Genomic DNA, 22853 nt, shown 5'->3' with positions numbered 1-22853 from the left:
TCGCGGCACGACATTCCTCGATCACACCAGGCGGAAATCGTAGGAGTGCCGGTTGAGGTGCATCACCATGCACGACAGCAACGCCCCGCCCTTGAGATATTCGCTCAGGTTCACCAGCGTGACTTCGAAAGCCTGCGCTGCCGCGATGTCCTCCAGTTGCCGGTTCTTGACCACCTCGGCCTGGTAGTCCTCGGTGCCTGCCTTCAGATCGTGCACATTGGACGCGTTGAGGATGGTGTTGTGCAGCCGCACCGAGTTGCAGATGCCCGATATGCAGACCTCCACGCCGACATCGATGATGTCGGTGTGTCGCTCCAGTTCCCTGATCTCCGTGCGGTCGTACAGCTCCGTGCACACCAGTGTCTGCTCCCGGGTCAACGGAAACACCGTGCAGTCGAGGTGGTACAGGTAGGGATCGGTGAGCTTCAGCGGTACGACGGTCATGCCGAACTCACGTCGCATCCAGTCGTAGGTCTCCGGCTCCGACCGGATGCCGTACCCTCCCACGTAGACGTTGCCGTAGAGATGTTTCAGCTCCGCCTCGCCTTCGAACTTGGCCGGAGAAACGTAGGTGCGGTAGTTCATCTGGTCGAAGAACCGCAGCCCCACCTCGGTCTCGCCCTTTCTCGGTTCGGAGGTGAAGTTGGACATCACGACCGTGTTGTTGCCCACGACGTGCTCCAGCACAACGCCCAGGTTCGCGGTGAACACGAGGTCCTGCAGTCCTTCGGTGGCCGGTGTGGGCAGGACGTAGACCAGGCCGCCCGCGGCGAGATAGTGGTACAGCTCCAGAAACTGCACCATCGCCTTCTTCGCGTCGGGAACGCGCTCGTGCTCCGGGAGCTCTTGCATCCACGCGTTGTTCGCCTCGCCGGTGTCGTAGGAGAACGGCGGATTGAGCAGGAACGCCGGGCACTCGAGCCGAGTCGGGTTCGCGGACCGGACCTGGCCCGCGATGCTGGTTGAGGTCATCGGTTTCGTTTCTTCCTGTCGTGACTTTTCCGATCGGTCCGGCTTCAGTCGGGGCTGATCGACACGAGCGGATCGACGCCGGCTTCGACGTGGTCATTCGGCGACTGGACCGCGGCGAACCGGTAACCCGGCGTGAGCGGGACGATGAGGTCCACCTGGGATCCGTATCTGATCTGGGAGAAACGGTCCCCTTGCCGGCAGGGCTGGTTCTGCTTGAGCGTGAAGGGCGTTATCGAGTCCACGTCGTAGTCGGCGACCTGCAGCACGTAGTAGCGCAGGCCGAGCGCGGGCGCGTCGATGCGGTTCACCACCCGCTGGTTGTGGTGCAGGTAGCCGGCCTTGTCGGGCGAAACCCGGAGGTCGTCCACGATACCCTGCTCGAGGTCGAGCATCGGATGGTTCTCCGTGTCCAGCGGATCGAATTCACGATAGGACAGGAAACCCGAGTACGGCACCCGGTTGACATGCACGTCGAAGAACGTCATGAAAATACCGAAGACGATACTCGTCCGGTCGTACGAGGGATCACGTATCGCGTCGCGCACCGAATAGGAGCGCCCCTTGATCCCGACAATCGGCTCAGCTGGCTCAACAATTCGCACATACAGCAGAACACCGTCCGCCGGAGAAAAGAAGAACCGAGGATCCACGAAGGCCGGCCGCGCCGGATCACGGAAGAAGTGATACTGGGACAGCCACGCTACCGGCTTGTCCCGCAAAGGTTTCACGTCGGAGTCGATCCACTCGTCAAGCCTCTTGGCCATAGTTCACCCTCAACCGGACACGAACCCGGGAACAGCCGGGCGGCCGTGAACGATCAACGCTCGCCCGCGCACAGCACGCAAACAGCCCACGCCCGGTCGCGTCGCGTATCCTGATCAAAATTTCCTAACCTGCTCGTAAAAAAACTACGGGCACCGCACTTCGCACGTAACCCAAGGGATTGGCCGAACGGTGCGCATGATTAATTGAACACACCGGCGAAGACATACGAAAGAATATGGCGAACGCCGCGTTCACCGCGCCTGGCCGGCCGATGGCGCTTACCCGGGTAACACCCCCCTCCAGTAGAACTGAAACTTGTTCCAGTTGGCAGACCGATCTTCCCCTGTGTTCCCTATAAAATGGCCGTTGCCCATAGAGATAACATGTTCTAGTCTGACCCGGTGACCCGTACGCTGGCCGGCACCGCGACCGCGTCAGCCTTCGCGACATCTGGCGGCGCACCATGAGTGTCAGCGCTCCCTACACGATCCGGTTTGCGTTCGAGCGCACAGTGGGGCCGAAGATCGGCACCCTCGTCAGCGGCCTGCGGGACTGTCAGTTGTACGGCGTCCGGTCGAACCGGGAAGTTTTCTGCCCGCCGCTGGAGTCGTCGCAGTGCCCACCGACGTCCGACGGGGCGGTCGTGGCCGGCGAGCGGTTCGTGCGGGAAAGCGCCGTCGAGCTGGCCCAGGCAACGGTCACCGACACGGCGTCCACATGCAACTCCGGATCGACGATCGACGTGGTCGGAGCCCCGATGACCGGCCACCGGCAGGTACACGGAGCACGGCTGGGGCTCGCGCACACCCTCGGGCCGGGTGGCGCCCGTGTGGTCACGCCGTATGGGAAGGACTGACGATATGAACGAGCAGGCGATGCGGCTTCCGAACCACCTCGGTCATCTGACCATCGCGGCACTGAAACGCCACCTGGCCAAGCCGGTGCTGGTGCTGGGCGAGACCGCCATGACCGGCGGCGAGACCGCGGAGCGGATCAGCCAGTACGCCCAGGCGTTCGACGCGCTCGGAGCGGGCATGGGCGCGGCCGTGGCGCTGCTTTCGCTCAACCGCGCGGAAGTGCTGTTGATCATCGGTGCCGGTCAGCTGCAGGGCGCCCGGCGGACGGCGCTGCACCCGCTGGGCTCGCTCGACGACCACGCCTACATCCTCAACGACGCCGGCATCACGACGCTGATCGTCGACCCGGTCCCGGCCTTCGTCGAACGCGCGCTCGGCCTGCTCGACAAGGTCCCCGGCCTGACCCAGGTGCTCACCATCGGGCCCGTGCCGGAGCGGCTGGCGCACATCGGCACGGACCTCACCGCGGCCGCCGCGAAATACGAGCCGCAACCGCTGGTGGCCGCCGACCTGTCACCGGGCCACGTCGCCTCGATCACCTACACCGGTGGCACGACGGGCAAGCCCAAGGGGGTCATGGGCACGGCGCTGACGATGGCGACCATGACCCAGATCCAGCTCGCCGAGTGGGAGTGGCCGGAGTCGCCGAAATTCCTGATCTGCACGCCGCTTTCGCACGCCGGCGCCGCGTTCTTCGCGCCGACCCTGATCAAGGGCGGCTCGCTCGTCGTGCTCCCGAAGTTCGACCCGGCCGAGGTCCTCCGCATCATCGAGGAACAGCGGATCACCGCCACCATGCTGGTGCCGACCATGCTGTACGCGCTGATGGACCACCCCGACTCGCAAACCCGTGATCTGTCCTCGCTGGAAACGGTCTACTACGGCGCCGCGGCGATCAACCCGGCGCGGCTTCGCGAGGCGATCGAGAAGTTCGGCCCGATCTTCGCGCAGTACTACGGCCAGTCCGAGGCGCCGATGGCGATCAGCTACCTCGCCAAAGGCGACCACGACGACAAGAGGTTGTCGTCCTGCGGGCGTCCCTCGGCGTTCCTGCGCACCGCGCTGCTCGGCCAGGACGGCACTCCCGTTCCCCGCGGCGAACCCGGGGAGATCTGCGTAGCCGGCCCGCTGCTCGCGGGCGGATACTGGAACCTGCCCGAGGTCACCGCGGAGACCTTCCGCGACGGCTGGCTGCACACCGGCGACGTGGCCAGGGAGGACGAGGACGGATTCTGGTTCATCGTCGACCGGATCAAGGACGTGATCGTCACCGGCGGATTCAACGTGTTCCCCCGCGAAGTCGAGGACGTCGTCGCCGAGCATGCGGCCGTCGCGCAGGTGGGCGTCATCGGCACCCCCGACGACAAGTGGGGTGAGGCGGTGACGGCCGTCGTCGTGCTCCGTGAGGACGCCGCGCACGACGACGAGTCGATCGCGCGCCTGACCGAGGAAATCAGGGCGACGGTGCGCGAGCGCAAGGGCCCGGTGCACGCGCCGAAGCACGTCATCGTGGCGGACACGCTGCCGGTGACGGCGCTGGGCAAGCCGGACAAGAAGGCACTGCGGGCGCAGTACGCGGGCGGACCGCAGGCGGTTCCGGCGCGCTGAGGGCGGGTTCGCCGGGCAACCGCGCGGCCCTGCCTATGACCAGGGTTGGGTGACCGCCCAGCTCACGTCCTCCGCCCACGAGGTGGCGCTGTCCCACGCGTTCGAGCCGCCGTTGCTCGCGATGTAGACGGTGTTGTCGTAGTGGCGGATGAACTTGGCCGGGTAGTTGTAGGAGGCGAAGGACGTGCCTTGCCCGTTCTTGCCCGCCTGGGGACAGAAGGTCGCGTCCGCGGCGAACTGCGCGGTGCCGTCGAAGGGCTGCCGCAGGAGCCGGAAACTGTAGTGCCGCAGCCAGTCACCGGGATAGTTTTTCGACTCGAACGAGACGCAGGAATTGTCGGCCAGGCCGCGGCGGACGATCCACGTGGAATCGGCCTTGTCGAGAGCCGAACTGCTCGGCGTGATCACGGACGTGACCGCCTTGTCGAACTGGTGCCGGATATACCGCGTCGTGCAACACGCGGTCGTGGCTCGCAACGAGATCGACGAGCCGGCCGTCAAAGCTCCACCGGCGACACCGTTCGAACCGCCGTAACCGGCCCCGACGATATTGGCCTGCACCGAGTTTTCCGCCGAGTCCGAAGGCAGGCCCGACGTCATGACACCTTCGAAGAACGACCCGATCGATCCGTTGCTGTTGTCCCCGCCCGTGCCGAGCACGATGGCGCCTTCCAGGTGCATGGGTGCGTAGCCGGCGGGCGAGGTAGGCAACGGTCCGGAATAGCGGGTGGTGAGACCGCCGGACCGCGCGTTGCCGTCCTTGATCGCGAAAAAGTTCTGGCCGTTGTTCTTCAGCATGGCCGTGACGAACGGCGCGCTGTTACCCGTGTTGGAAGTGTTCGTGCTGTGCCCGGCATTCGACTGGAACAGGCCGTTTTCGAGGTCGGCCTGAACCCACGGGCCACTTCCGTGGCACGGCGAGAACCAGCACTCGGTGCCGAAGTTGATCGCGTCCATGTGACCGTTGCCGTTGTCGCGATTGTTGGTTTCGGCATTGCCGTAGTCGAAACAGCAGCGGTCGTTGACGTGCGTGCCGGATGTGACCATGTACATGCCTTCGGCCTGACCGCCGACCGCGACGCCCGAGGTGGCATTGTCGCGGTAGCCCATCACTCCGGAGAAGGACGCACCGTAAACCGTGTGGCCGCCGATGCTTACCGGCAACGCGTCCGCCGGCACGCCGCTGTCGGCGCCGCCCGCGCCACCGGCACCCTCGATGGTGAGATCGTTGTGGGGTGACGACTGGTCGTAGATGATCGTGATGGTGCACCGGGTGTTCGCGCAGAACGAGTCCTGCGCCGCCGCGTTCGCGTACCCGCCCACACTGAGCAGGCCGATGTTGGTCGTCCCGTTGTCCGAAGCCCGGCGCACCTGGTAGAGGGGGCCGTTGTAGGAAGCGAAAAGCGCTCTCACGGTGCTGTGCGCGGCGACACAGGGCGTGCCGGCGGCGCCATAGATGTCGCAGGGAAGTGCACTGGCGGCCTGAGCGGTATCAGGCACGCCGACCAGTGTGCCGGCGGTCAGCGCGACCGCCGCGACCGCGAACAGAAGCACCTTCCCCCAGCGTCGAACTCGTGGCCCAGCAGTCATGACGCCACCCTTCGCTCGCGATGTGAGCGTTAACATCATTGTCTTGGCGATTTGTACTCCGCGGCTGCCGGAACCGTCAACGGCGAACCCGGAAAGCCGCGCCTGACCTGGCCGAACCGCGGTGAAAGTGTCAGCCGCCGGCGCCGCTGGAGGAATCGCGCCGGCCGTCTTCACCGCTGAAGATCTCGTGCATGCCGGCCTGGACCGCGCCGCGGATCTGTTCCTGGTTTTCCCTGACCACGGCCGAAAAGAACTCGTCGACCCGCGGGTCGAGCAACACCTCGAGCAACACCCGGAAGGACGTGTCCACAACGGCGCGTACCACCTCGCCGTGGAACGGAAGCCGCCTCAGCTTGCCGAGCTGGGGATCCTCCGACACCTTCTCGGTGATGATGACGCGGAGTTCGGCCCGATGCGCCTGCAGCGACCTGGCCAGGTTCTCCGGGTAGTTCCCCGTCGCCAGCACCTTCACGACCTCGTCGAGCACCGCGATGGTCACCGGTTTCTTGACCGCCCGCACGATCGGCTCGGACAACTTGTCGACCAGCCGGTAGGTGAACTGCTCCCCCACCGCCCGGTCCACGGCCCGGCCGATTCTGACCAGCAGCAGCACCACGACGACGAACCGGTACCCCATCAGTCCCGGATGCGCGACCGGCACCATGGCGAACAGCTCGTACCAGTTACGGACCAGAAAGCCCTTCGCCCACCCCCGCCCGCGCCAGCGCCACAGGAACTCGGCCAGGAACACCACGCAGATCGCGCAGTCACCATAGAAGATCCACAGTCCGGCCTCGCGCGACGGAGGGCTGAGCACCAGGTAACCCAGCAGACCCACCGACAGCACCGCGAGCACGAGCACGATCCAGTCGTCCGCCCGCACGTTGCCCGGCAGGATCCCGCTGTTCAGCTCCGGCTCACGCACATCGCGCAGGGTAGCCGCCACACGCGAGTCGCCCCCGCACGCCCCGCGAGTCCGGCTTTCGCGCACCCCGAGTCCCGCTCTCCGTGTCCCCGAGTCCCGCTTTCACGCACCCCGAGTCCCGGTCTCCGTGTCCCTGAGTCCCGCTCGCCGTGTCCCTGAGTCCAAATGAGCCGGACTTCAACCGCAAGGGATGTCGGCCTGCCTGTCGCGAACGCCCGACTCACCTCTCACGAACGGCCGACTCGCCCGTCACGAAAGCCCGACTCGCCCGTCCCGAAAGCCCGACTCGCGTGTCGCGGAAGGTGGACTCGCGAACGGCAAGAATCTCCCGTGATTCGGCTTCTTCGCGAGTATTTCCCACGGAGGCCGGGGATTTCACGATTCGAGTGAAAAGGTGGTTTCCGGACGTAACGCCGCGAACGGAACGCGCGACCAAGGTCGCGAGTCCGCTCGCACATGTGGAGGTCGCCGGGATGACCCTGTTGTCGGAAAGCGCCGGAAAGCCGCCGGCCGGCTCACTGGTGCTCGCCGCGTTCGTCGTGGTCACGCTGCTGTCCGGGGTGATCGCGCGACGGCGGGCGCGGCGGAGCAACGCCGTGCGCGACCGAACGGTGAAGGTCATGGTGGTGGGCCTGCCCGAATCCGGCAAGACGGCGTTGCTGGCCAGCATGTTCTGGCGGCTGGCGTTCGGCGGGCCGGAGGGGGTGCTGCTCGAGACCGACCGGGAGACGACCGGCCGGCTGCTGGCGCTGACCAAGGGCATGGCACAGCGCGACGTGGAGGTGCCCGCGGGCACGCTACCCGGCGACACGGCGAACTTCGAATTCGACTTCCTGGTCAGCAAGGACCGCGGCGAACAGGCGCGTCCCTGCCGGGTGAGCTATGTGGACTACGCGGGCGAGCACGCCGGGGCACTCGTGCGGCCGGGATCCGGCGAGCCGCCACCCGATGTCATGAACGCCGTCGCCGAATGCGATGTCCTGATGGGAATCCTGGACGGCGAGAAAGTGCTGCGGGTCATGACGGGTAAGCCGGACAACGATTTTTTCACCGAGTTCGGCGATCTCGTCCTGCTGCTGGCCAGGGCCCCGCAGAAGGCCGTGCACCTGATCATCACGAAATGGGACCTGCTCGAGCCGGCGTTCACGCTGGCCGAGATCGTCCGGCGCCTGGAGCGGTTCCCGCCGTTCCGCCAGTTCTCCGGGCACCGCCGGCACGGCGTGCTGCGGATCATCCCGGTCAGCTCGTTCGGCATGAACGGTTACCTCCACCGGGACCGCGACGGGGTGGTCCGCAAGAGCGGCGATCCCGAACTGCACTGGGATCCCTACAACGTCGCGACGCCGCTGGCGTATGCGATGCGAGACGTGATGCGGGCGGACACCGCCAGGGCATTCGAACAGATCGGTGTCCGGCAGCGGGCGCGGGATTTCTCGCCCTTTTTCGTGGCGGTGGGCGCGCTGCTCGGCATGATCAGCCTGAACGTCCCGCTGACCTCGTTCGGCGCCCTCGAGTTCGTCCTGAAGCGGAAGGCGGTCGACAATCTGCGTGCGGTGGCCGACCGTCCGCAGGACGTGAAGCCGAGACGGCGCCGGCAGCGTGAGGTACTGCACGTGCTGAAATTCCTGGACCGGCTGACCACGTCGGGTTTCTCGTTCGAATTGAAGCGGTCCAGGACGGGTGCGGCATGACGACGCTCGCCTGGCCGTTCCTGGTCGCGCGGACCCGCACCGCCGGGCATCGCGTGGTGGTGGCCCCGGACTTCATGGTGGCGCGTGACACCGCGACCTCACTCGGCCAGGTAGCCGTCGGCGCCGACACACCGGAGGGCGAAGCGGTCGTGCACACCGCCGGCGGCCTGGCGATCGTCTCCCGGCTGTTCGTCGCCGGGCACGCGGACTACGGCATCGACGGCGACGGCCTGCTGCGGGACGGCAGCGGCCGGGCGATCCGGTTCACGGAAGGACTCGTGCTGCGGGGCGAGCCCACGCACCTGACCGCGGCCGACCTCGCGCGCGCCCACCAAGCGGTGACCGGGCCATACCAGCGGTTCTGGCTGGACGAGGACGGCTACCGAACGGCACCATCGTCCGGTTTCCCGGTCGGAGCGAGTCCAGGCATGCCCCTGCGGCTGAGACACTCCACCCCCCGAGCCGCGGCGCCCGCGACCATCCCACCACCGGCGAAGACGAGGCACCCCCGCCGCCTGCTGGCCGGGCTCGGAGCCGTGCTCGTCGCGATCGCGGCAGCGGCCGGTGCGGCTTCCTTCCTGCGCGACAGCAACGCGCCGCCGGTTGCCGCACCGCCGGTGCCGGCCACTCCCAGTTCCGCGGCCGCGGGAGGCGCGGCGGTTGCGGAATGTGCCGCCCCGGCCAAGTCCTGCCTGGTGAGCCCGGCCGAACTGGGCATCGGCGCGACGACCGTGCTCGAATTCGCCAACGTCATCACCGCTCAACCCGCCGAAGACTGCCGGAACGACCGCGGGCCCGGCCTGCGCCTGGTCTGGGCCCGAACCGGCACAGGCAGCGTGAAGCTCGACTGGTCGGCGTCCCCCGGCCGGCATGTCGACCTGACCGGCCGGACCGGCCTCGACCTGTCGATCCGGTCGGAGGGCGGGGTGACCGGCCTGGATCTGGTGATCACCGACACGGCCGGTGGTTCGGCCGCACTTCCCGTTCCGTTGAAGGCGAACACCGCCGAAACCGTGGCGGTGGCGCTGGTCAACCTGCAGGGCACCAACCTGGCTTCGGTGCGCACTGTGGAACTTAGGTGGCCGCAAGGGCGCGAAGAGCGCTCCGGGATCTGCTTCGGCGGTGTGACCTTCCGTTGACGCAGCAGCCTCCGCGCGAACTCCCCGGCCACCGTGCCCGGACGTCCGCGCGGTGGAGCCACCGCTTCCTCCGTTCGGCCACCGGTCGGTGAAGTGTCTACCGCCGAACAAAACAATTCGACGCGAACAGCGACCATCATTCAATCGCCGAACAGAGCAGTCGCGTGCCTCGCTGCCTTACCTTGGCCTCTCGGAAGCGGAAAACTCACGCGACAGGGAGCTCGAGCCGTGGCGATGCCGGACCGGAAAGAAGCCGATCGGAGCACCCCGATCGGCTTGTCGGGCGAAGCGGGCGAGCGCCATCGTGCCGCCTTGTTCGGTTTCGTTCTCGCACTGACCGACCACGACCGGCAATGGGCCGAGGACGTCGTCCAGGAAACCCTGTTCCGGGCGTGGCGGCACGCGGAGCGGATCGGGGACGTACGGCACCTGCGCCCGTGGCTGTTCACCGTGGCGCGCCGGATCGTCATCGACGACCGGCGGAGCAGACGGTCGCGGCCGCTCGATCTCGACGATGCCGACGCGGCGGCGCGCGAGCTGCCCGGGAGCGAGGACCCGGCCGAATCCCTGTCGGCGATCCTCCTCCGGGACGCGGTGCTCGGGCTGCGGCCGAAATACCGCATGGTGCTCGCGGAAATCTACTTCCACGGCAGGTCGACCACCGAGGCCGCGCGAACACTCGGCCTGGCCACCGGCACGGTGAAATCCCGGTTGAACTATGCCCTGCGCACGCTGCGGACCGCGCTCGCCGAGATCGGGGTGACGGACCTTGCGTGACATGCCCGGCCACGACGACCTCGGAGCCTATGTCCTCGGCGAGCTGAACGAGGAGGAGGACGAGGCCTTCCGGGCGCACCTCGCCCGGTGCCCGAGTTGCCGCAACGATCTCGGCTGGATGAGCGCGCTTTCCACCTCGCTCGGCGAACTCGGCCTGCCGGCCGAGCGGGCCCGGCCGCCCGGTACTCGTCACCTGGCTGATTGATGGGCCGAGCGGGGAACCGGGCCGGCGCCTCTCGGGGCGGCGGGCCCCGCTGGCACCGGCTCCGGCGCCGTTGTTCACCGTGACCGACCGGCCCGGCGACCGGTCCTCTCCCGCGGGCAGGGCACTCGGCGCTTGCCTGGCCGGGGTGGCACGGCCACCGGCCGACCGCGACGCCTACCAGCCCGGGATTCTGCTGCAGGATGGCGAATACCGGGTCGTGCTGGGCCGGACCGCGGGGCACGCCGTGGTGTGCACCGCCGAACCGGACCCGAACGACCCGGCCAAAACGTCCTACAAGCTGTACGTCGACACCTTCATCGGCCAATCCATCCCGGTGCGCCGGCTCTCCGTGCCCGCGCTCGGCCCGGGTGGCACGAAGGTGCCGTTCGTCGGCATCGTTCCGCCGTCGGGCAGGTCGATGGTCGCCGACTTCTCCGTCGGGAAGGCGGTGAACGTCCCGGTGGCCAACGGGACCTTCGGGATGTGGCTGCCGGCGGAGGCGAAGCCGGTCTGGAACGGAGAAACCTGGGTCAGGACGGACGACGACCGGCCGGCGACCCTGTTCAACGGTTACGTACCGATGAAGTGACGCGGTTCCCCGGCCTGAACGGCGCCTGAGCTACCCAACGTCGCCGCCCGGTACGGATTTCCGCCGCGAGCGCGCGAAGATCGATCGACTGCCGGATGCCCCATGCCCGGAAACCGCCTAGGACACCGGCCTCACAACGGGGCCACCACCGCCACAGAAGGTCCACAACAGGACACATAGTGTCACTGTCCCGCTCCGACCGGAGCCCCCATCGAACTGAACCCACCAACACGCTCGTCGGGCTGGGGTGGAACCCCGTTAACTGGGCCTGCGGCGATGCCGCAAGCGCCCAACCGCCCACAGGGTTGCGACCAGGAGCCATCGCCAGACTGAAGTCGATCTGGCCCAGTAGTACTAGGCTTCTGGCCGAACCGGACCGGAAGGACCGCCCTTGCCTCGCAGTGTTCCCGAGTCCGCCTCCGTCGTGGTGATCGGGGGCGGGGTGATCGGCACGAGCATCGCCTTTCACCTGGCGCGGGCGGGGGTGCCCGACGTCGTGCTCGTCGAACGCGACGAACTCGCCGAAGGGTCGACGAGCAAGGCGGCCGGCGGGGTGCGTGCGTCGTTCAGCGATCCCGCCAACGTCGCGCTGGGACTGCGAGGCCTGGAAGCGTATTCCACCTTCGCCTCCGACCACCGGCAAGAGATCGACTTCCGGCGCGACGGCTACCTCTACCTGCTTTCCGATCAGGACTCCGTCGACGTGTTCACCGAAAGCACGGCCGTGCAGAACCACTACGGGGTACCCAGCCGGATGATCACTCCCGAGGCGGCTCAGCGGCTTTCGCCGCTGGTCGCGACGGACGGGCTCCTGGCGGCGGCGTGGTCGCCCGACGACGCCAAAGCGACCCCCGAGGCGGTCGTGCAGGGCTATGCCCGGAGTGCGCGGCGCCTGGGTGCGCGGATCATCCGGCATTGCGCGGTTCAGTCGATCGAAAGGGACGGCCGCGCGATCCGCGGAGTCACCACGTCGTTGGGCACCATACGGACGGAGAACGTCGTATGCGCGGCGGGCGCCTGGTCGGCCCTGATCGGGGACATGCTCGGTGTGCGCATTCCGGTGCAACCGGTCCGGCGGCAGATCGCCTTCACGGAACCCGTTCCCGGCACGCCCCGCCACACGCCGTTGACCATCGACTTCCCGTCCAGCTTCTACTTCCACGCCGAAGGCCGGGGGATGTTGGTGGGCTGGTCGGATCCCGCTCAGCCCGCGGGCTTCGATCTGGATTTCAGCCTGGGCACCTGGCTGGAAGGGCTGGGGGAGATCGCCGCGGTACGCGCGCCCGCGCTGCTCGAGGCCGGGATCGTTTCGGGCTGGGCGGGGCTGTACGAGGTGACCCCGGACCACACCCAGATCATCGATCGCAGCGAAGAGGTCGAAGGACTCCTGATCGCCACCGGGTTCTCCGGCCACGGCTTCCTGATGGGCCCCGCCGCCGGAGAAATCATCCGCGATCTTTTCCTCGGAAGAACACCGCGATACGACATTTCCGCGTTCACGCTGTCGCGTTTCCGTGACAGCGCCGACCGTCCGCGTGAGACCAACATCATTTGAAGGAGTGGCATGTCCGGGCTGGACGGCAAGGTCGCGTATCGGCGCGGAGACCGTACGCCGGTTCCTCGCCGGGTTCATGGCCGTGAACGTCCGGGGCGCGTTCCTCACGATTCGCGAGACACTGCCCGGTAAAACAGGAGCGATATGCGTTTCTCCAAGCAGTTCAACGTCGTCGGCGTCCATGCCGAGGGCGAAGTGGGCAACGTGGTCGTCGGCGGTATCGGTGACGTCCCCGGCAAAACGATGTTCGAGAAGAAGCTCTATCTCGAACAGCACCGCGACGACGTCCGTCAGATGCTGCTCCACGAACCTCGCGGCTCGGCCGTGCGCAACGCCAACATCGTGCTGCCGGCGACCGACCCCCAGGCCCAGATGGGTTACGTGATCGCCGAGCCGGGCGAGTACCCGGCGATGTCGGGCAGCAACACGATCTGCGTCGCCACCGTCCTCCTCGAGACGGGCATGCTGCCCATGACGGAGCCGGTCACGGAACTGACCCTGGAGTCCCCGGCCGGCCTGATCACCGTCCGGTGCACCGTGTCCGGCGGCAAGGTCACCGAGGTCGAGTTCCGGAACCAGCCAGCCTTCGTGCACCAGCTCGACGCGACCGTGGACGTGCCGGGCCTCGGCGAGATCACCATCGACGTCGCCTGGGGCGGGATGACGTTCGCACTGGTCGACGCGGATTCCGTCGGACTCGCGATCACGCCGGCCAATGCACGCGAGTTGTGCGTACTGGGTGAGCGGATCAAGAAGGCCGCCGCCGGACAGCTCGAGACGGTGCATCCGCTCTTCCCCGAATACCCCGGCGTGACGGTCACCGAGTTCACCGGCCCGCCGCGCGAGGAGGACGGCGTGCTGCGGGCACGGAACACCGTGGTGGTCAGCCCGGGTCGCTGCGACCGTTCACCCTGCGGCACGGGCAGCAGCGCGCGCCTGGCCGTGCTGCACGCGCGGGGCCTGATCCAGCCGGGCCAGACGCTGATCCACGAGTCGATCATCGGAAGCAAGTTCACCTGCCGGATCGACTCCACCACCACGGTGGGTGACCGTGCCGCCGTCGTCCCGGTCATCGCCGGGCAGGCCTGGATCACCGACATCTCGGTACTCGGCCTGGACCCGACCGACCCGTACCCGTCCGGCTACAAGATCTCGGACAGCTGGCTCGGCGCCGGATGAATCACGGTGTTGACAACCCTTGCCCCGTGCCGCGAGTCTGGTCTTACGACGAGGTCATGCGGGCGCTGACGTGGACCGACGCGGTGGAGGCGCTCGCCTCCGCGCTCAGGGACGGCTTCGACCCCGAGGACGACCCGGACCGCGTCCGGACGCACGCGGAAGCGGGCGACCTGCTCGTCATGCCGTCCGCGTCGGAACGGATGCTCGGTGCGAAGCTGCTCACGATCAGGACCGGGTCACCCGAGCAAGGCGTCCCGAGTATCCAGGGCGTCTATGTGCTCTTCGAAGGCACGAGCCTGTCGCCGATCGCGGTGCTCGACGGCGCGGCTCTGACAGGGCGCCGAACCCCGGCGGTTTCCGCACTCGCGGCGCGCCACCTGGCGGCGCGGCCGCTGCGGCGCCTTGCGGTCTTCGGCACCGGCGTGCAAGCGCTGGGCCATGCCTTGGCACTGGCCGAGACCGCCGGCGTCAACCACGTCGACGTGATCGGCCGCACGCCCGACAAGGTGCGTGCGATGGTCAAGCGGCTTGTGGACGACGGTATCTCCGCGGCCCCGGCCGGCCCCGGTGCCGTGCCGACCGCCGACATGATCGCGTGCACCACGAGCGCGGGCTTCCCTTTGTTCGACGGAAACCAGGTCGCCGACGGAACCGTCGTGCTGGCGGTCGGAAGCCACACGACCGCTACCCGGGACGTGGACTCCTCGCTCGTGAAGCGGTCGTCGGTCGTCGTCGAGTCCCGCCGGAGTGCGCGGCGTGAGGCGGGTGCGGTCGTCATCCCGCGACTGGACGTCGACCGCCTGACGACGTTGCGCGAGCTGGTGACCGGTCGTGACCTCCCGAGGCCGGAGGGGCCGCGCGTGTTCGTGGGGACCGGGATGTCGTGGGAGGACCTGGTGGTCGCGACGGCGGTGGTCAAGAACGCGGAGTGAGGCGAGCAGCGTGGACCGCGGTTTGCCGGCTCAGATGCCCAGGCGGGCCTCGCGCAGTTGCCCGACCGCGGTTTCGTCGCCGGAGATCTCCACGCGCGCCGCCTCCACCCGGCCGGAGGCGAACAGCAGGAGCTCACCCGGCTCACCGGTCGCGGTCACCACCGGAGCGCCCCGCTTGAGCACCACCGTCTGGCCGTCGGGCCGGCGCAGCACCACGCCGACCGGCACCTTGCGGCCGAACAGCCGGGCGGCGCGCTCGAGGTGCGCCCACAGGGTGTCGGCGAAGGCCGGGTCGATCTCGCGCGGGGCCGAGTCCGGCCGGCCACGGCGGACGTCCTCGCCGTGGATGTAGAACTCCACCGTGTTCGCGGCCTCGTCCACCGGTTCCAGCGCGAACGGCGACAGGCTCGGCGGGCCGGTGCGGATGAGGCGGACCAGCTCCTCGTACGGCTTGTCCGCGAACTCCTTCCGCACCCGCTCGCCGTACGGGGCGAGCCGCGCGATCAGCACTCCGGCGGCGGCATGCGGCCTGCGCTCCCGGACCACGACGTGTGCCGCCAGGTCGCGCGTGGTCCACCCCTCGCACAGGGTCGGCGCGTCCGGCCCCGCCGTCTCCAGCAGTTCCGCGAGGATGAGCCGTTCACGCTTCGCATGGGTCGCCATACCGTCAGCCTATCGCTGACCGCGGAAGTTTTCCTCCACACCGCGGAAAGGCAGGCGCGCAGGGCGTCACCTCCACGGTGAGCCGGGAGCTGGTTGTTCACCTTGTCCTGGACCTTGGTGAAGGCGGGGAGGACGAAGAAGATCACCAGGATCAGTGCGAGCCCCACAACGAAGGCGACGATGCTGAACTTGGCGTAGCCTTGACTCCCTCGTTGAGGTTTCTCCGAGGTCGCGTCCCCGGAAGAAGCCGCGCACCGTCCCGTCGAGACCGGTTCGGCCGGACGTTGCCGCTCGTCGACCCACTCACCACAGTGCATGCATTTGCGCGCCTTCTCCGCGGATCTCGCCGAAGCAGAACGGGCGGCTCTTCATCGCGGCGCCCCCCTGGACCAGTACGTCCGTCCGGTTCAGCCGAATCCAGCTCGTTCGCCACCCCTCCGTCATGCCGATCGCGCGGGAGTGCCGGTCGTTCCGTCACACCGGGAACCTGACCCCGGTCAGCTCCTCCGAAACCGTCCACAAGCGACGCTGGACGGCGAGGTCGTGCGACTGCTCGCTGGAGGAGACCCTCCTCGGGTGGCCCCAGATCTCGCCGGGCCCGGCCGGTCCGAAGTACTCGCCACCCAGCACGCCCGGATCGGCGGCGGCGCGCAACGTGGGTAACGCACCCATGGCGGGGCGCTGGACGAGCGGGCCGGCAATCGTTGCGAACGCACGGAAAGACGCCGGTGCGTTGCGCATCAGGTCGGTGTGCGCGCCGCCTGGATGGGCGGCGACCGCGATGGTCTTCCCGATACCCGGCAGGCGGCGTTGCAGCTCGTAGGTGAACAGCAGGTTCGCCAGCTTGGACCGGCCATAGGCGGCGATCCGGTCGTAGGACCGCTCGGACCGCGGATCGTCGAAATCGATCCTGGCCCGCACCCGGTGTCCGAGGCTGCTGACCGTCACCACCCGTGAGCCGGGCACCGGCAGCATCTTTTCGAGCAGCAGCCCGGTGAGCGCGAAATGCCCGAGGTGGTTGGTCCCCCATCGCAGCTCGAACCCGTCGCTGGTGGTCCCTTTCCCCGTGAACAGCACCCCCGCGTTGTTGATCAGGAGGTCGATCTTCGGATGACCGGCGCGCAACTCCTCCGCGGCGGCGCGGACGGATTTCAGCGAAGCCAGGTCGAGGTGCGTGACCGTGACTTCGGCACCGGAGGCGGCGCCGGTGATCCGGGCGGCCGCCCGCTCGCCCTTGTCCCTGTCCCGCACCGCCAGGACCACCGAGGCACCCCGGGCGGCGAGCACTTTCGCGGTCTCGAACCCGATGCCGGTGTTGGCGCCGGTGACCACGGCGACCCGGCCCCGCTGGCTGGGCACGTCTTCGGCGGTCCACTTGCGCACGCCTCCATTTTCCCGGACCGCCGGGGTCGCCGTCACCGGCCGGGCGCGCCGGACCCGACGGCGTTGTCGGCCCTCAACACGTAAGCCATCGCATTTCCGACCCTTCACGCTAGGGTCGTCCCCGGACGAGGCGAGGAGAACCGAGTTGGCGGGGATCGTGGTGATCGGGGGCGGCATCGCCGGGTCGGCGGCCGCGCTGGCGCTGCACAAGGCCGGCTTCGAGGTCGCCGTCTACGAGGCGCATCCGGGCACCGGAGCGGACATCGGCGCCTTCCTCACCCTGGCGAGCAACGGGATGCGCGCGCTCGCCCAGTTCGACGCGGCGGAAGCGGTCGCCGGCATCGGCTTCCCGATCGTCACGATGAGCCTCGTCGACGCCACCGGCGCCGAACTCGCGACCATGCCACTCGGCGAGCACGACCACCCGCTGAGGCGCTACCGCTGCCTGCGGCGCGCCGAACTCGCCGCGGCACTCCAGCAGGAGGTCCAGCGGCGTGGGATCCCGATCCGGCACGCGGCTCGCCTCGCCGCGGTGACCGAGGACGCCGCGGGCACCACCGCGACCTTCGCCGACGGCACCTCGGCGACCGGCGACCTGCTCGTCGGGGCCGACGGGCTGCACTCGACCGTGCGGTCCCACCTCGATCCGGCCACTCCGGCCTATGCAGGGCAGAGCGTCTTCTACGGGTACACCACCGAGGCGGAGCCGCATGGCGAGCGGGAGGGGATCACGATGATTCGCGGCAGCGGCGCCGCGTTCGGCTACCTGGTGTCCCCCGCCGGAGAAACCTTCTGGTTCGCCAGGGTGCCGGGGCCGGCCGTGGCCGCCGAGCAGGTAGCCGGGGCGACGCCCGCGCAGTGGCGGGAACATCTCCTGCCGCTCTTGCGGACCGACACCACACCCGCCGCCGACATCGTCGCCGCGACCGGTCACGACCTCATGGTCACCAACGCCCTCCACCTGAGCCCCGGTATCCGCTGGCGCAGCCGCGGTGCGGTGCTCATCGGAGACGCCGCCCACGCGGCCTCACCCGCGACCGGTCAGGGCGCGTCGATGGCGCTCGAAGACGCCGTGATCCTGGCCAAGGCGCTTCGCGACGCGGACACGTTCGCGGCGGCGCTGGACCGCTACGAACGGCACCGCAGGCCCCGCGTCGAGCGGAACATCGCGGTCAGCGCCCAGCTCACTTCGGGCGGTCCCGGGCCGACGTCGTCCGCCGTAGGAAACGCGGCCCTGTCCCGACGCGAACCCCCGCGCCCGGACGACGAACTGAACCACCTCCTCGACTGGCACACCCCCTTACCGGCGCTCGCGCTGCGCGAGTCCGGCGCCCGCGACCGGTGAGTCCGGCTTCCGCGACACGCGAGTCGGCCTTCCGCGACACGCGAGTCGGCCTTCCGCGACACGCGAGTCGGGCTTCCGGCACACGCGAGTCCCGGTTTCGCGGATGTGCTCGACCCGCCGGGACTTCACCGTGCGGCTGACGCGACCGGTTCGCCGAGCCAGGTGTCCGGCCCGAACACCTCGTAGTGGATGTTCTCGGCGGGCACTCCCCGGTCCAGCATGCTGCGCCGCAGCGCCGCCATGAACGGCAATGGGCCGCACAACAGCGCCTGCGTCGAGGGCCCCGCCGGAACCAGCCCGGGTTCGATCAGTCCATTTCGGACGTCCGGCCGCCCGGAAAACGGGTTCTCTTCGTACCAGAGGGCGAGCGAGGCACCGGGCAACCGGTCGGCGGCGGCGAGCATCTCCGCCCGCAACGGATGGGTGGACGGCGATCGGTCGGCGTGCGCCACGGTGATCTGACGGCGGTCGCCGGTGGCCACGAGGTGGTGCAGCGAAGCGATCACCGGTGTGATGCCCACCCCCGCGCTCGCCAAGATCAGCGGCGCGTCTCCCGCAGGCAGCACCAGGTCGCCGAAGGGCGGGCTGAGCTGGATCTCGTCGCCCTCTCGCACAACGTCGTGCAGATACCCCGAAACCATCCCCGGCGGTCGGCCGTCCTCACCCCGGTGCCGCTTGACGGTGATCCGAAGCCGCTCGTCACCAGGCGGGGAGCTGACGGTGAACTGCCGGATCTGCCGCCCGATCCCCGGCAGGTCGACGGCGACGCTGACGTACTGGCCAGGTTCGTGGGCCGGGATCCGCCCGGAGACCGGTTCGAGCCAGAAGCTGGTCACGTCCTCGGTGGCAGGCACCACGCCGGCCACCCGGTAGGGGCTCATCAGCTGTTCGAACCCGGTTCCCGCCCGGGTGTACAGCCGTGACTCCTCGGCGACGAGCAGGCAGGCGAATGCCCAGAACACCTCGCTCCAGGCGTCGATCACGGCCGGGGTCGCGGCGTCGGAGAGGACTTCCCCGATCGCACCGATGAGGTGGCGGTGGACCACCATGTACTGCGCCGGTGCGACCCCCAGGGAAGCGTGCTTGTGGGCGATCCGCTCCACGACCGCCCGCAGTGGCACCTGTCTGATCCCGGCGAGATGCGCCCCGGCCGCCGCGACCGCCATGGCCAGCGCTTGACGCTGCGTGCCGTTCGCCTGGTTTCCCCGGTTGAACAGGTTCAGCAACTCCGGATGCGCGTCGAAGAGCCGGTCGTAGAAACGACCGGTGATCTCCTCGCCGTGCTCGATGACGGTGTCGGCGGTAGCGCGGACGACGCTGACCGACTCGGGCGAAAGCATCGGAACAACTCCCGGTGATCGAAAGGAACACGGACACTTAAACCGTATATCCAATACCTGTTTAGTCCAGGCGAGCCTTCTCACAGCCGGAAAGTGACCTTGTACCCTCCCCTCAAATACATGAATCCAAGATGCCTGTTATCGTTGCCCTGTGCGGATGACCAGGGCGACCGACATCGCGCTACGCGCGCTCATGCTCGCCGCCGTGAAGGACGAACAGACGACGGTGGACGAGCTGGCGGCCGCGCTGAGCGTGCCCAGGCATCACCTGGCCAAGGTCGTCCAGCGGCTGGCTCAGCGCGACCTGCTGACCACCACGAGAGGCCGGACGGGCGGGCTACGCATCGCGCCCGGGGCAGCGGGATGGTCGGTCGGCCAGATCGTTCGCGATTTCGAGAGCGACCTGGACGTAGTGGACTGCGAAGACCCACCGTGCCCGTTGCGAGGCGCTTGCCGCCTGCGTAGCGCGCTACGTCGTGCGCACGAGGCGTTCTTGTCGGAACTGGACGGTGTGACCCTGGCCGACCTCATCGCGCCGCCGACCGGCGCGCTGCTGCACCAAATCGCGGCACCACTCACGTGAGGCACGCGGCGTCACTTCGTCAGCGAGCAAGCCGGCCGATCACGGCAGGGTCATGGTCACCATCAGGGCGTCGTGATCGGTGTGCTTCAGGTCGATCTTGTCGGTGCGCTGGAAGCCGGTGCCGGTGGTCGCGACCACGTGCATGACCTCGCCGTCGCCCTCCCGGTGATAACCGGCGGGGACGCAGTTCTGCACGTCGTAACGGCTGGAAGTGTCGTGTCTCAGGTTGAGATCCGCGCCCACCACGGTCGGCAGATCCACTCCTTCCTGCCCTTTGAAGTACGGGATCGCCATGCTCATCAACGTGAGACATTGGTTCATCGCCACCGGCTCGTTGCCGGCCTCCAGATGACTGGTGCAGACATAGTAGTGCCGGATCACATGCAGGCAGCCGAAACCGCGCTTCTCGTCTTCGGACGACGACTGGACCGTGTACATTCCGTACACCGCCGTCAGACCGTGATACTGGCTTTGCGGAATATGCCCGATGATCGCGTTGCCATATTCGTCGCCGTCGGCGCAGGGGTAGGGCGCCATGGCGTCGCCGCTGTTTCCGTCGATGGCCGGCGCGAACTGGAAGAAGGTGTTGTCGGCCGGCCACACGTCCGCCATCGAAGAAACCAGCCGCCCGGCGATGTCGTCGCGGCAGACCTCGTTGAGGGTGATGAGGTCCGGCGGAGTGCGACCGCCGGAAAGTCGCCGCAGCAGCTCCTCGATTTCCGGAATCGTCGAGTCGCCGCCACAGGGAGCGAAGCCGCCGTGGCACAGGTTCAGCTGAAGTGCCCGCAGCGTGTTCGAGACGGGAACCGGGCCGGCAGTCCGCGTCTTGGGCGGCAGCACCTGGGTCGAGGGCTGGGCGAGCCGGAAACCGTTCGGTGGGGCCGGAAGGGCGGCTTCCGGCGCGTCACCCAGCGCACCGAGCACGAGCACCAGGACCAGCGAGACCCAGTGACCTGCACGTACAACCTTTTTCACGGCTCCTCCCCCACGATTGTTCGCCCGGCCCGGTACAACCTTCGTCAAGGGCGGAAAGCGACCTTCAGGCAGTGCCGTATCGGCGATGCTTGTTCCGGAAATCGGTTGCCGTGACGGGGCGACTCAGCTGCCGGGAAGGGCGACTCGCGGGTCGCCCTCGCGTACTTGCAGCACTTTGGTCAAAGCGTGCGCTTCCTTGAGCAGCAAAGCGCCCAGTTCGGGGCGGCGATCGGCGCGGAACCGCGATTCCACGCCGGTCAGCGTGAGTGCCCAAGCGGGTTCGCCGGAACGGCCGAAGACCGCCGCGGCCATGCCCCAGCTTCCTTCCACGACCAGGCCGGGGTTCACCGCGTAGCCGAGTTCGCGGGTGAGCGCGATCCGCTTGCGGACCTCGCCCGCGTGGTGCGCCGGTCCCCAGTCGGCGGTGAGATCGACCCGCCGCAGGTAGTCGTCGATCTCGCGGTCGGGCAGCATCGACAGCACCACCAGGCCGGCCGAGACGACGCCGAGCGGGAACCGCGCTCCCTCGTAGAGGACGAACGACCGGATCGGGAAGTCGCCGTCCTCGCGCAGCAGGCACACGGTCTCGTCGCCGCGACGGGCCGAGAAGAAAGCGCTTTCTCCCGTCGCGGCAGCGAGCCGATGGACGCTGGCGCGCGCGTGCTGGGTGACGTCGTACCGCTGCGCCGCGATCTCGCCCAGCAGGTAGAGCTCCGGGCCGAGGTACCACGAACCGGTGTGGTGGTCGCGGTCCACATAGCCCTCGTCGGCCAGCGCCGCCAGCAGCCGGTGCACGGTCGGCCGGGCGAGGCCGGCCGAGCGGGCGATCCGCGAGGTCGAGGCACCCCGGTCCGGGAACGCCGCCAGCGCCCGCAGCACCACGGCGATCCGGCCGGTCACGTGCGCCGGAGGAGAGGCCATGACGCCCATCCTACGTCCACTCAGTGAACATCTGTCGTCAGGCCGTTCATCAGCTGAGAAGATCTGGCCCCACGGCATCGCGCCCGTTGACGAGAGGGCAGCGGTGGACTTTGACTTCTCCGAACGTTCATTGACCGGACGGAAGGTGGTCGGGTGTCCACGATGTACCGCGGCGCCGCCGAGGCGCTCTCGGATGTGCTCGAAGACGGCATCACCATCGCCGTCGGCGGCTTCGGCCTCAGCGGCAATCCGAACGATCTCATCGAGGCCGTCCGCGACTCGGGCGTGCGCGACCTGACGATCGTGTCCAACAACATGGGCGTCGACGGCAAGGGCCTCGGCCTGCTGCTGGAGAACCGGCAGGTGCGCAAGGTGATCGCCTCCTACGTCGGCGAGAACAAGCTGTTCGCCCAGCAGTACCTCGATGGTGAACTGGAGGTGGAGTTCGCGCCGCAGGGCACGCTGGCCGAGCGGATGCGGGCCGGCGGTGCCGGAATCCCCGCCTTCTACACCCGGACCGGGGTCGGCACGCCGATCGCCGAAGGCAAGCCGCACGCCGAGTTCGACGGCATCACCTACGTCCAGGAACGCGGGATCGTCGCGGACCTGGCGCTGGTGCACGCCCACACCGCCGACCAGGCGGGCAATCTGACCTACCGCTACTCCGCGCGCAACTTCAACCCGCTCGTCGCGACCTGCGGCCGGGTCAGCGTCGCGGAAGCCGAGATCGTGCTCGACGGTTTCCTCGACCCGGATGCCGTCGTCACGTCCGGGGTGTTCGTCGACCGCCTCGTCCCGGCCCGGCCCCGCGTCAAGGACATCGAGAAACGCACGGTGCGCACCAGGACGGAGGCCTGAT

The 22853-nt window shown here is 68.3% G+C and carries 22 protein-coding genes; 13 read left to right on the top strand and 9 right to left on the bottom strand.

The window, feature by feature from the left end:
• Positions 1-21: 21 nt before the first annotated feature.
• Both VJT49_RS07925 and VJT49_RS07920 read right to left on the bottom strand, forming a co-directional pair.
• Positions 22-972 (bottom strand): amidinotransferase, encoded by a 951-nt coding sequence (locus VJT49_RS07925; protein ID WP_324164067.1) that lies wholly within the window; start codon positions 970-972, stop codon positions 22-24.
• Between the two features lie 44 nt (positions 973-1016).
• Positions 1017-1736, bottom strand: a complete 720-nt coding sequence (locus VJT49_RS07920; protein ID WP_324164066.1) for a phosphatidylserine decarboxylase — start codon at positions 1734-1736, stop codon at positions 1017-1019.
• A gap of 464 nt (positions 1737-2200) precedes the next feature.
• On the opposite strand from VJT49_RS07920, the gene VJT49_RS07915 reads away from it, so the two are divergent.
• Both VJT49_RS07915 and fadD8 read left to right on the top strand, forming a co-directional pair.
• The gene (locus VJT49_RS07915; protein WP_324164065.1) at positions 2201-2593 is read left to right on the top strand and encodes a hypothetical protein; all 393 of its coding nucleotides are present in this window, start codon (positions 2201-2203) and stop codon (positions 2591-2593) included.
• Between the two features lie 4 nt (positions 2594-2597).
• Positions 2598-4202, top strand: coding sequence for a fatty-acid--CoA ligase FadD8 (fadD8, locus tag VJT49_RS07910; RefSeq protein ID WP_324164064.1), 1605 nt, complete (start codon positions 2598-2600; stop codon positions 4200-4202).
• Between the two features lie 33 nt (positions 4203-4235).
• Here fadD8 and VJT49_RS07905 read toward each other — a convergent pair whose 3' ends face one another.
• Together VJT49_RS07905 and VJT49_RS07900 are read right to left on the bottom strand one after the other, a co-directional pair.
• Positions 4236-5792 (bottom strand): alpha-L-arabinofuranosidase B, encoded by a 1557-nt coding sequence (locus VJT49_RS07905; protein ID WP_414635867.1) that lies wholly within the window; start codon positions 5790-5792, stop codon positions 4236-4238.
• Between the two features lie 130 nt (positions 5793-5922).
• Entirely contained in the window at positions 5923-6717 is a 795-nt protein-coding gene (locus VJT49_RS07900) for an ion transporter (RefSeq protein WP_324164062.1), read from the bottom strand.
• Positions 6718-7190: 473 nt separating this feature from the next.
• Here VJT49_RS07900 and VJT49_RS07895 point away from each other — a divergent pair, with 473 nt between their 5' ends.
• From VJT49_RS07895 to VJT49_RS07860, 8 genes are all read left to right on the top strand, one after another.
• Entirely contained in the window at positions 7191-8408 is a 1218-nt protein-coding gene (locus tag VJT49_RS07895) for a hypothetical protein (RefSeq protein ID WP_324164061.1), read from the top strand.
• Positions 8405-9547, top strand: coding sequence for a hypothetical protein (locus VJT49_RS07890; RefSeq protein ID WP_324164060.1), 1143 nt, complete (start codon positions 8405-8407; stop codon positions 9545-9547). Before VJT49_RS07895 ends, VJT49_RS07890 begins: the two co-directional genes overlap by 4 nt.
• Before the next feature lie 234 nt (positions 9548-9781).
• Positions 9782-10324: a sigma-70 family RNA polymerase sigma factor gene (locus VJT49_RS07885; RefSeq protein WP_324164088.1), complete on the top strand. Its 543-nt coding sequence runs from the start codon at positions 9782-9784 to the stop codon at positions 10322-10324.
• A 1-nt stretch (position 10325) separates the two neighbouring features.
• Positions 10326-10529, top strand: coding sequence for a zf-HC2 domain-containing protein (locus tag VJT49_RS07880; RefSeq protein ID WP_324164059.1), 204 nt, complete (start codon positions 10326-10328; stop codon positions 10527-10529).
• A gap of 79 nt (positions 10530-10608) precedes the next feature.
• The gene (locus tag VJT49_RS07875) at positions 10609-11118 is read left to right on the top strand and encodes a hypothetical protein (protein WP_324164058.1); all 510 of its coding nucleotides are present in this window, start codon (positions 10609-10611) and stop codon (positions 11116-11118) included.
• 391 nt (positions 11119-11509) lie between these two features.
• Entirely contained in the window at positions 11510-12673 is a 1164-nt protein-coding gene (locus tag VJT49_RS07870) for an FAD-binding oxidoreductase (protein WP_324164057.1), read from the top strand.
• 144 nt (positions 12674-12817) lie between these two features.
• Complete coding sequence (locus VJT49_RS07865; protein WP_324164056.1) at positions 12818-13852, top strand: proline racemase family protein; 1035 nt, start codon at positions 12818-12820, stop codon at positions 13850-13852.
• Positions 13853-13878: 26 nt separating this feature from the next.
• Positions 13879-14784 carry an ornithine cyclodeaminase family protein gene (locus tag VJT49_RS07860; protein WP_324164055.1) on the top strand — a complete coding sequence of 302 codons (906 nt, stop codon included), beginning with the start codon at positions 13879-13881 and terminating at the stop codon, positions 14782-14784.
• A gap of 30 nt (positions 14785-14814) precedes the next feature.
• Here VJT49_RS07860 and VJT49_RS07855 read toward each other — a convergent pair whose 3' ends face one another.
• On the bottom strand, positions 14815-15447 hold the full coding sequence (locus tag VJT49_RS07855) for a TIGR03085 family metal-binding protein (protein WP_324164054.1): 633 nt from the start codon (positions 15445-15447) through the stop codon (positions 14815-14817).
• A gap of 474 nt (positions 15448-15921) precedes the next feature.
• Positions 15922-16830: an SDR family NAD(P)-dependent oxidoreductase gene (locus VJT49_RS07850; RefSeq protein ID WP_324164053.1), complete on the bottom strand. Its 909-nt coding sequence runs from the start codon at positions 16828-16830 to the stop codon at positions 15922-15924.
• A 145-nt stretch (positions 16831-16975) separates the two neighbouring features.
• On the opposite strand from VJT49_RS07850, the gene VJT49_RS07845 reads away from it, so the two are divergent.
• Positions 16976-18175 (top strand): FAD-dependent oxidoreductase, encoded by a 1200-nt coding sequence (locus VJT49_RS07845; RefSeq protein WP_324164052.1) that lies wholly within the window; start codon positions 16976-16978, stop codon positions 18173-18175.
• Positions 18176-18300: 125 nt separating this feature from the next.
• On the opposite strand, the gene VJT49_RS07840 is transcribed toward VJT49_RS07845, so the two are convergent.
• Positions 18301-19515: a globin domain-containing protein gene (locus VJT49_RS07840; RefSeq protein ID WP_324164051.1), complete on the bottom strand. Its 1215-nt coding sequence runs from the start codon at positions 19513-19515 to the stop codon at positions 18301-18303.
• 157 nt (positions 19516-19672) lie between these two features.
• On the opposite strand from VJT49_RS07840, the gene VJT49_RS07835 reads away from it, so the two are divergent.
• Positions 19673-20098 (top strand): Rrf2 family transcriptional regulator, encoded by a 426-nt coding sequence (locus VJT49_RS07835; RefSeq protein ID WP_324164050.1) that lies wholly within the window; start codon positions 19673-19675, stop codon positions 20096-20098.
• Between the two features lie 39 nt (positions 20099-20137).
• Here VJT49_RS07835 and VJT49_RS07830 read toward each other — a convergent pair whose 3' ends face one another.
• Positions 20138-20938, bottom strand: coding sequence for a hypothetical protein (locus tag VJT49_RS07830; RefSeq protein ID WP_324164049.1), 801 nt, complete (start codon positions 20936-20938; stop codon positions 20138-20140).
• Between the two features lie 258 nt (positions 20939-21196).
• Positions 21197-21994 carry an IclR family transcriptional regulator gene (locus VJT49_RS07825; RefSeq protein WP_324164048.1) on the bottom strand — a complete coding sequence of 266 codons (798 nt, stop codon included), beginning with the start codon at positions 21992-21994 and terminating at the stop codon, positions 21197-21199.
• A gap of 153 nt (positions 21995-22147) precedes the next feature.
• Between VJT49_RS07825 and VJT49_RS07820 the strand changes: the two genes are divergently transcribed.
• Positions 22148-22852: a CoA transferase subunit A gene (locus tag VJT49_RS07820; protein ID WP_324164047.1), complete on the top strand. Its 705-nt coding sequence runs from the start codon at positions 22148-22150 to the stop codon at positions 22850-22852.
• Position 22853 lies beyond the last annotated feature (1 nt).

Source organism: Amycolatopsis sp., from assembly GCF_035276945.1.
In the GTDB taxonomy this organism is placed as follows: domain Bacteria; phylum Actinomycetota; class Actinomycetes; order Mycobacteriales; family Pseudonocardiaceae; genus Amycolatopsis_E.
Note: the sequence above shows the minus strand (reverse complement) of the source record. Positions and strands in the feature narration are given on the sequence as shown.

What these genes read in the sequence shown, in the direction of transcription:
- VJT49_RS07925 (WP_324164067.1), bottom strand. Translation starts at nt 972, where the DNA reads ATGACCTCAACCAGCATCGCGGGCCAGGTCCGGTCCGCGAACCCGACT.
- VJT49_RS07920 (WP_324164066.1), bottom strand. Translation starts at nt 1,736, where the DNA reads ATGGCCAAGAGGCTTGACGAGTGGATCGACTCCGACGTGAAACCTTTG.
- VJT49_RS07915 (WP_324164065.1), top strand. Translation starts at nt 2,201, where the DNA reads ATGAGTGTCAGCGCTCCCTACACGATCCGGTTTGCGTTCGAGCGCACA.
- fadD8 (WP_324164064.1), top strand. Translation starts at nt 2,598, where the DNA reads ATGAACGAGCAGGCGATGCGGCTTCCGAACCACCTCGGTCATCTGACC.
- VJT49_RS07905 (WP_414635867.1), bottom strand. Translation starts at nt 5,792, where the DNA reads ATGACTGCTGGGCCACGAGTTCGACGCTGGGGGAAGGTGCTTCTGTTC.
- VJT49_RS07895 (WP_324164061.1), top strand. Translation starts at nt 7,191, where the DNA reads ATGACCCTGTTGTCGGAAAGCGCCGGAAAGCCGCCGGCCGGCTCACTG.
- VJT49_RS07890 (WP_324164060.1), top strand. Translation starts at nt 8,405, where the DNA reads ATGACGACGCTCGCCTGGCCGTTCCTGGTCGCGCGGACCCGCACCGCC.
- VJT49_RS07885 (WP_324164088.1), top strand. Translation starts at nt 9,782, where the DNA reads ATGCCGGACCGGAAAGAAGCCGATCGGAGCACCCCGATCGGCTTGTCG.
- VJT49_RS07880 (WP_324164059.1), top strand. Translation starts at nt 10,326, where the DNA reads ATGCCCGGCCACGACGACCTCGGAGCCTATGTCCTCGGCGAGCTGAAC.
- VJT49_RS07865 (WP_324164056.1), top strand. Translation starts at nt 12,818, where the DNA reads ATGCGTTTCTCCAAGCAGTTCAACGTCGTCGGCGTCCATGCCGAGGGC.
- VJT49_RS07855 (WP_324164054.1), bottom strand. Translation starts at nt 15,447, where the DNA reads ATGGCGACCCATGCGAAGCGTGAACGGCTCATCCTCGCGGAACTGCTG.
- VJT49_RS07840 (WP_324164051.1), bottom strand. Translation starts at nt 19,515, where the DNA reads ATGCTTTCGCCCGAGTCGGTCAGCGTCGTCCGCGCTACCGCCGACACC.
- VJT49_RS07835 (WP_324164050.1), top strand. Translation starts at nt 19,673, where the DNA reads ATGACCAGGGCGACCGACATCGCGCTACGCGCGCTCATGCTCGCCGCC.
- VJT49_RS07825 (WP_324164048.1), bottom strand. Translation starts at nt 21,994, where the DNA reads ATGGCCTCTCCTCCGGCGCACGTGACCGGCCGGATCGCCGTGGTGCTG.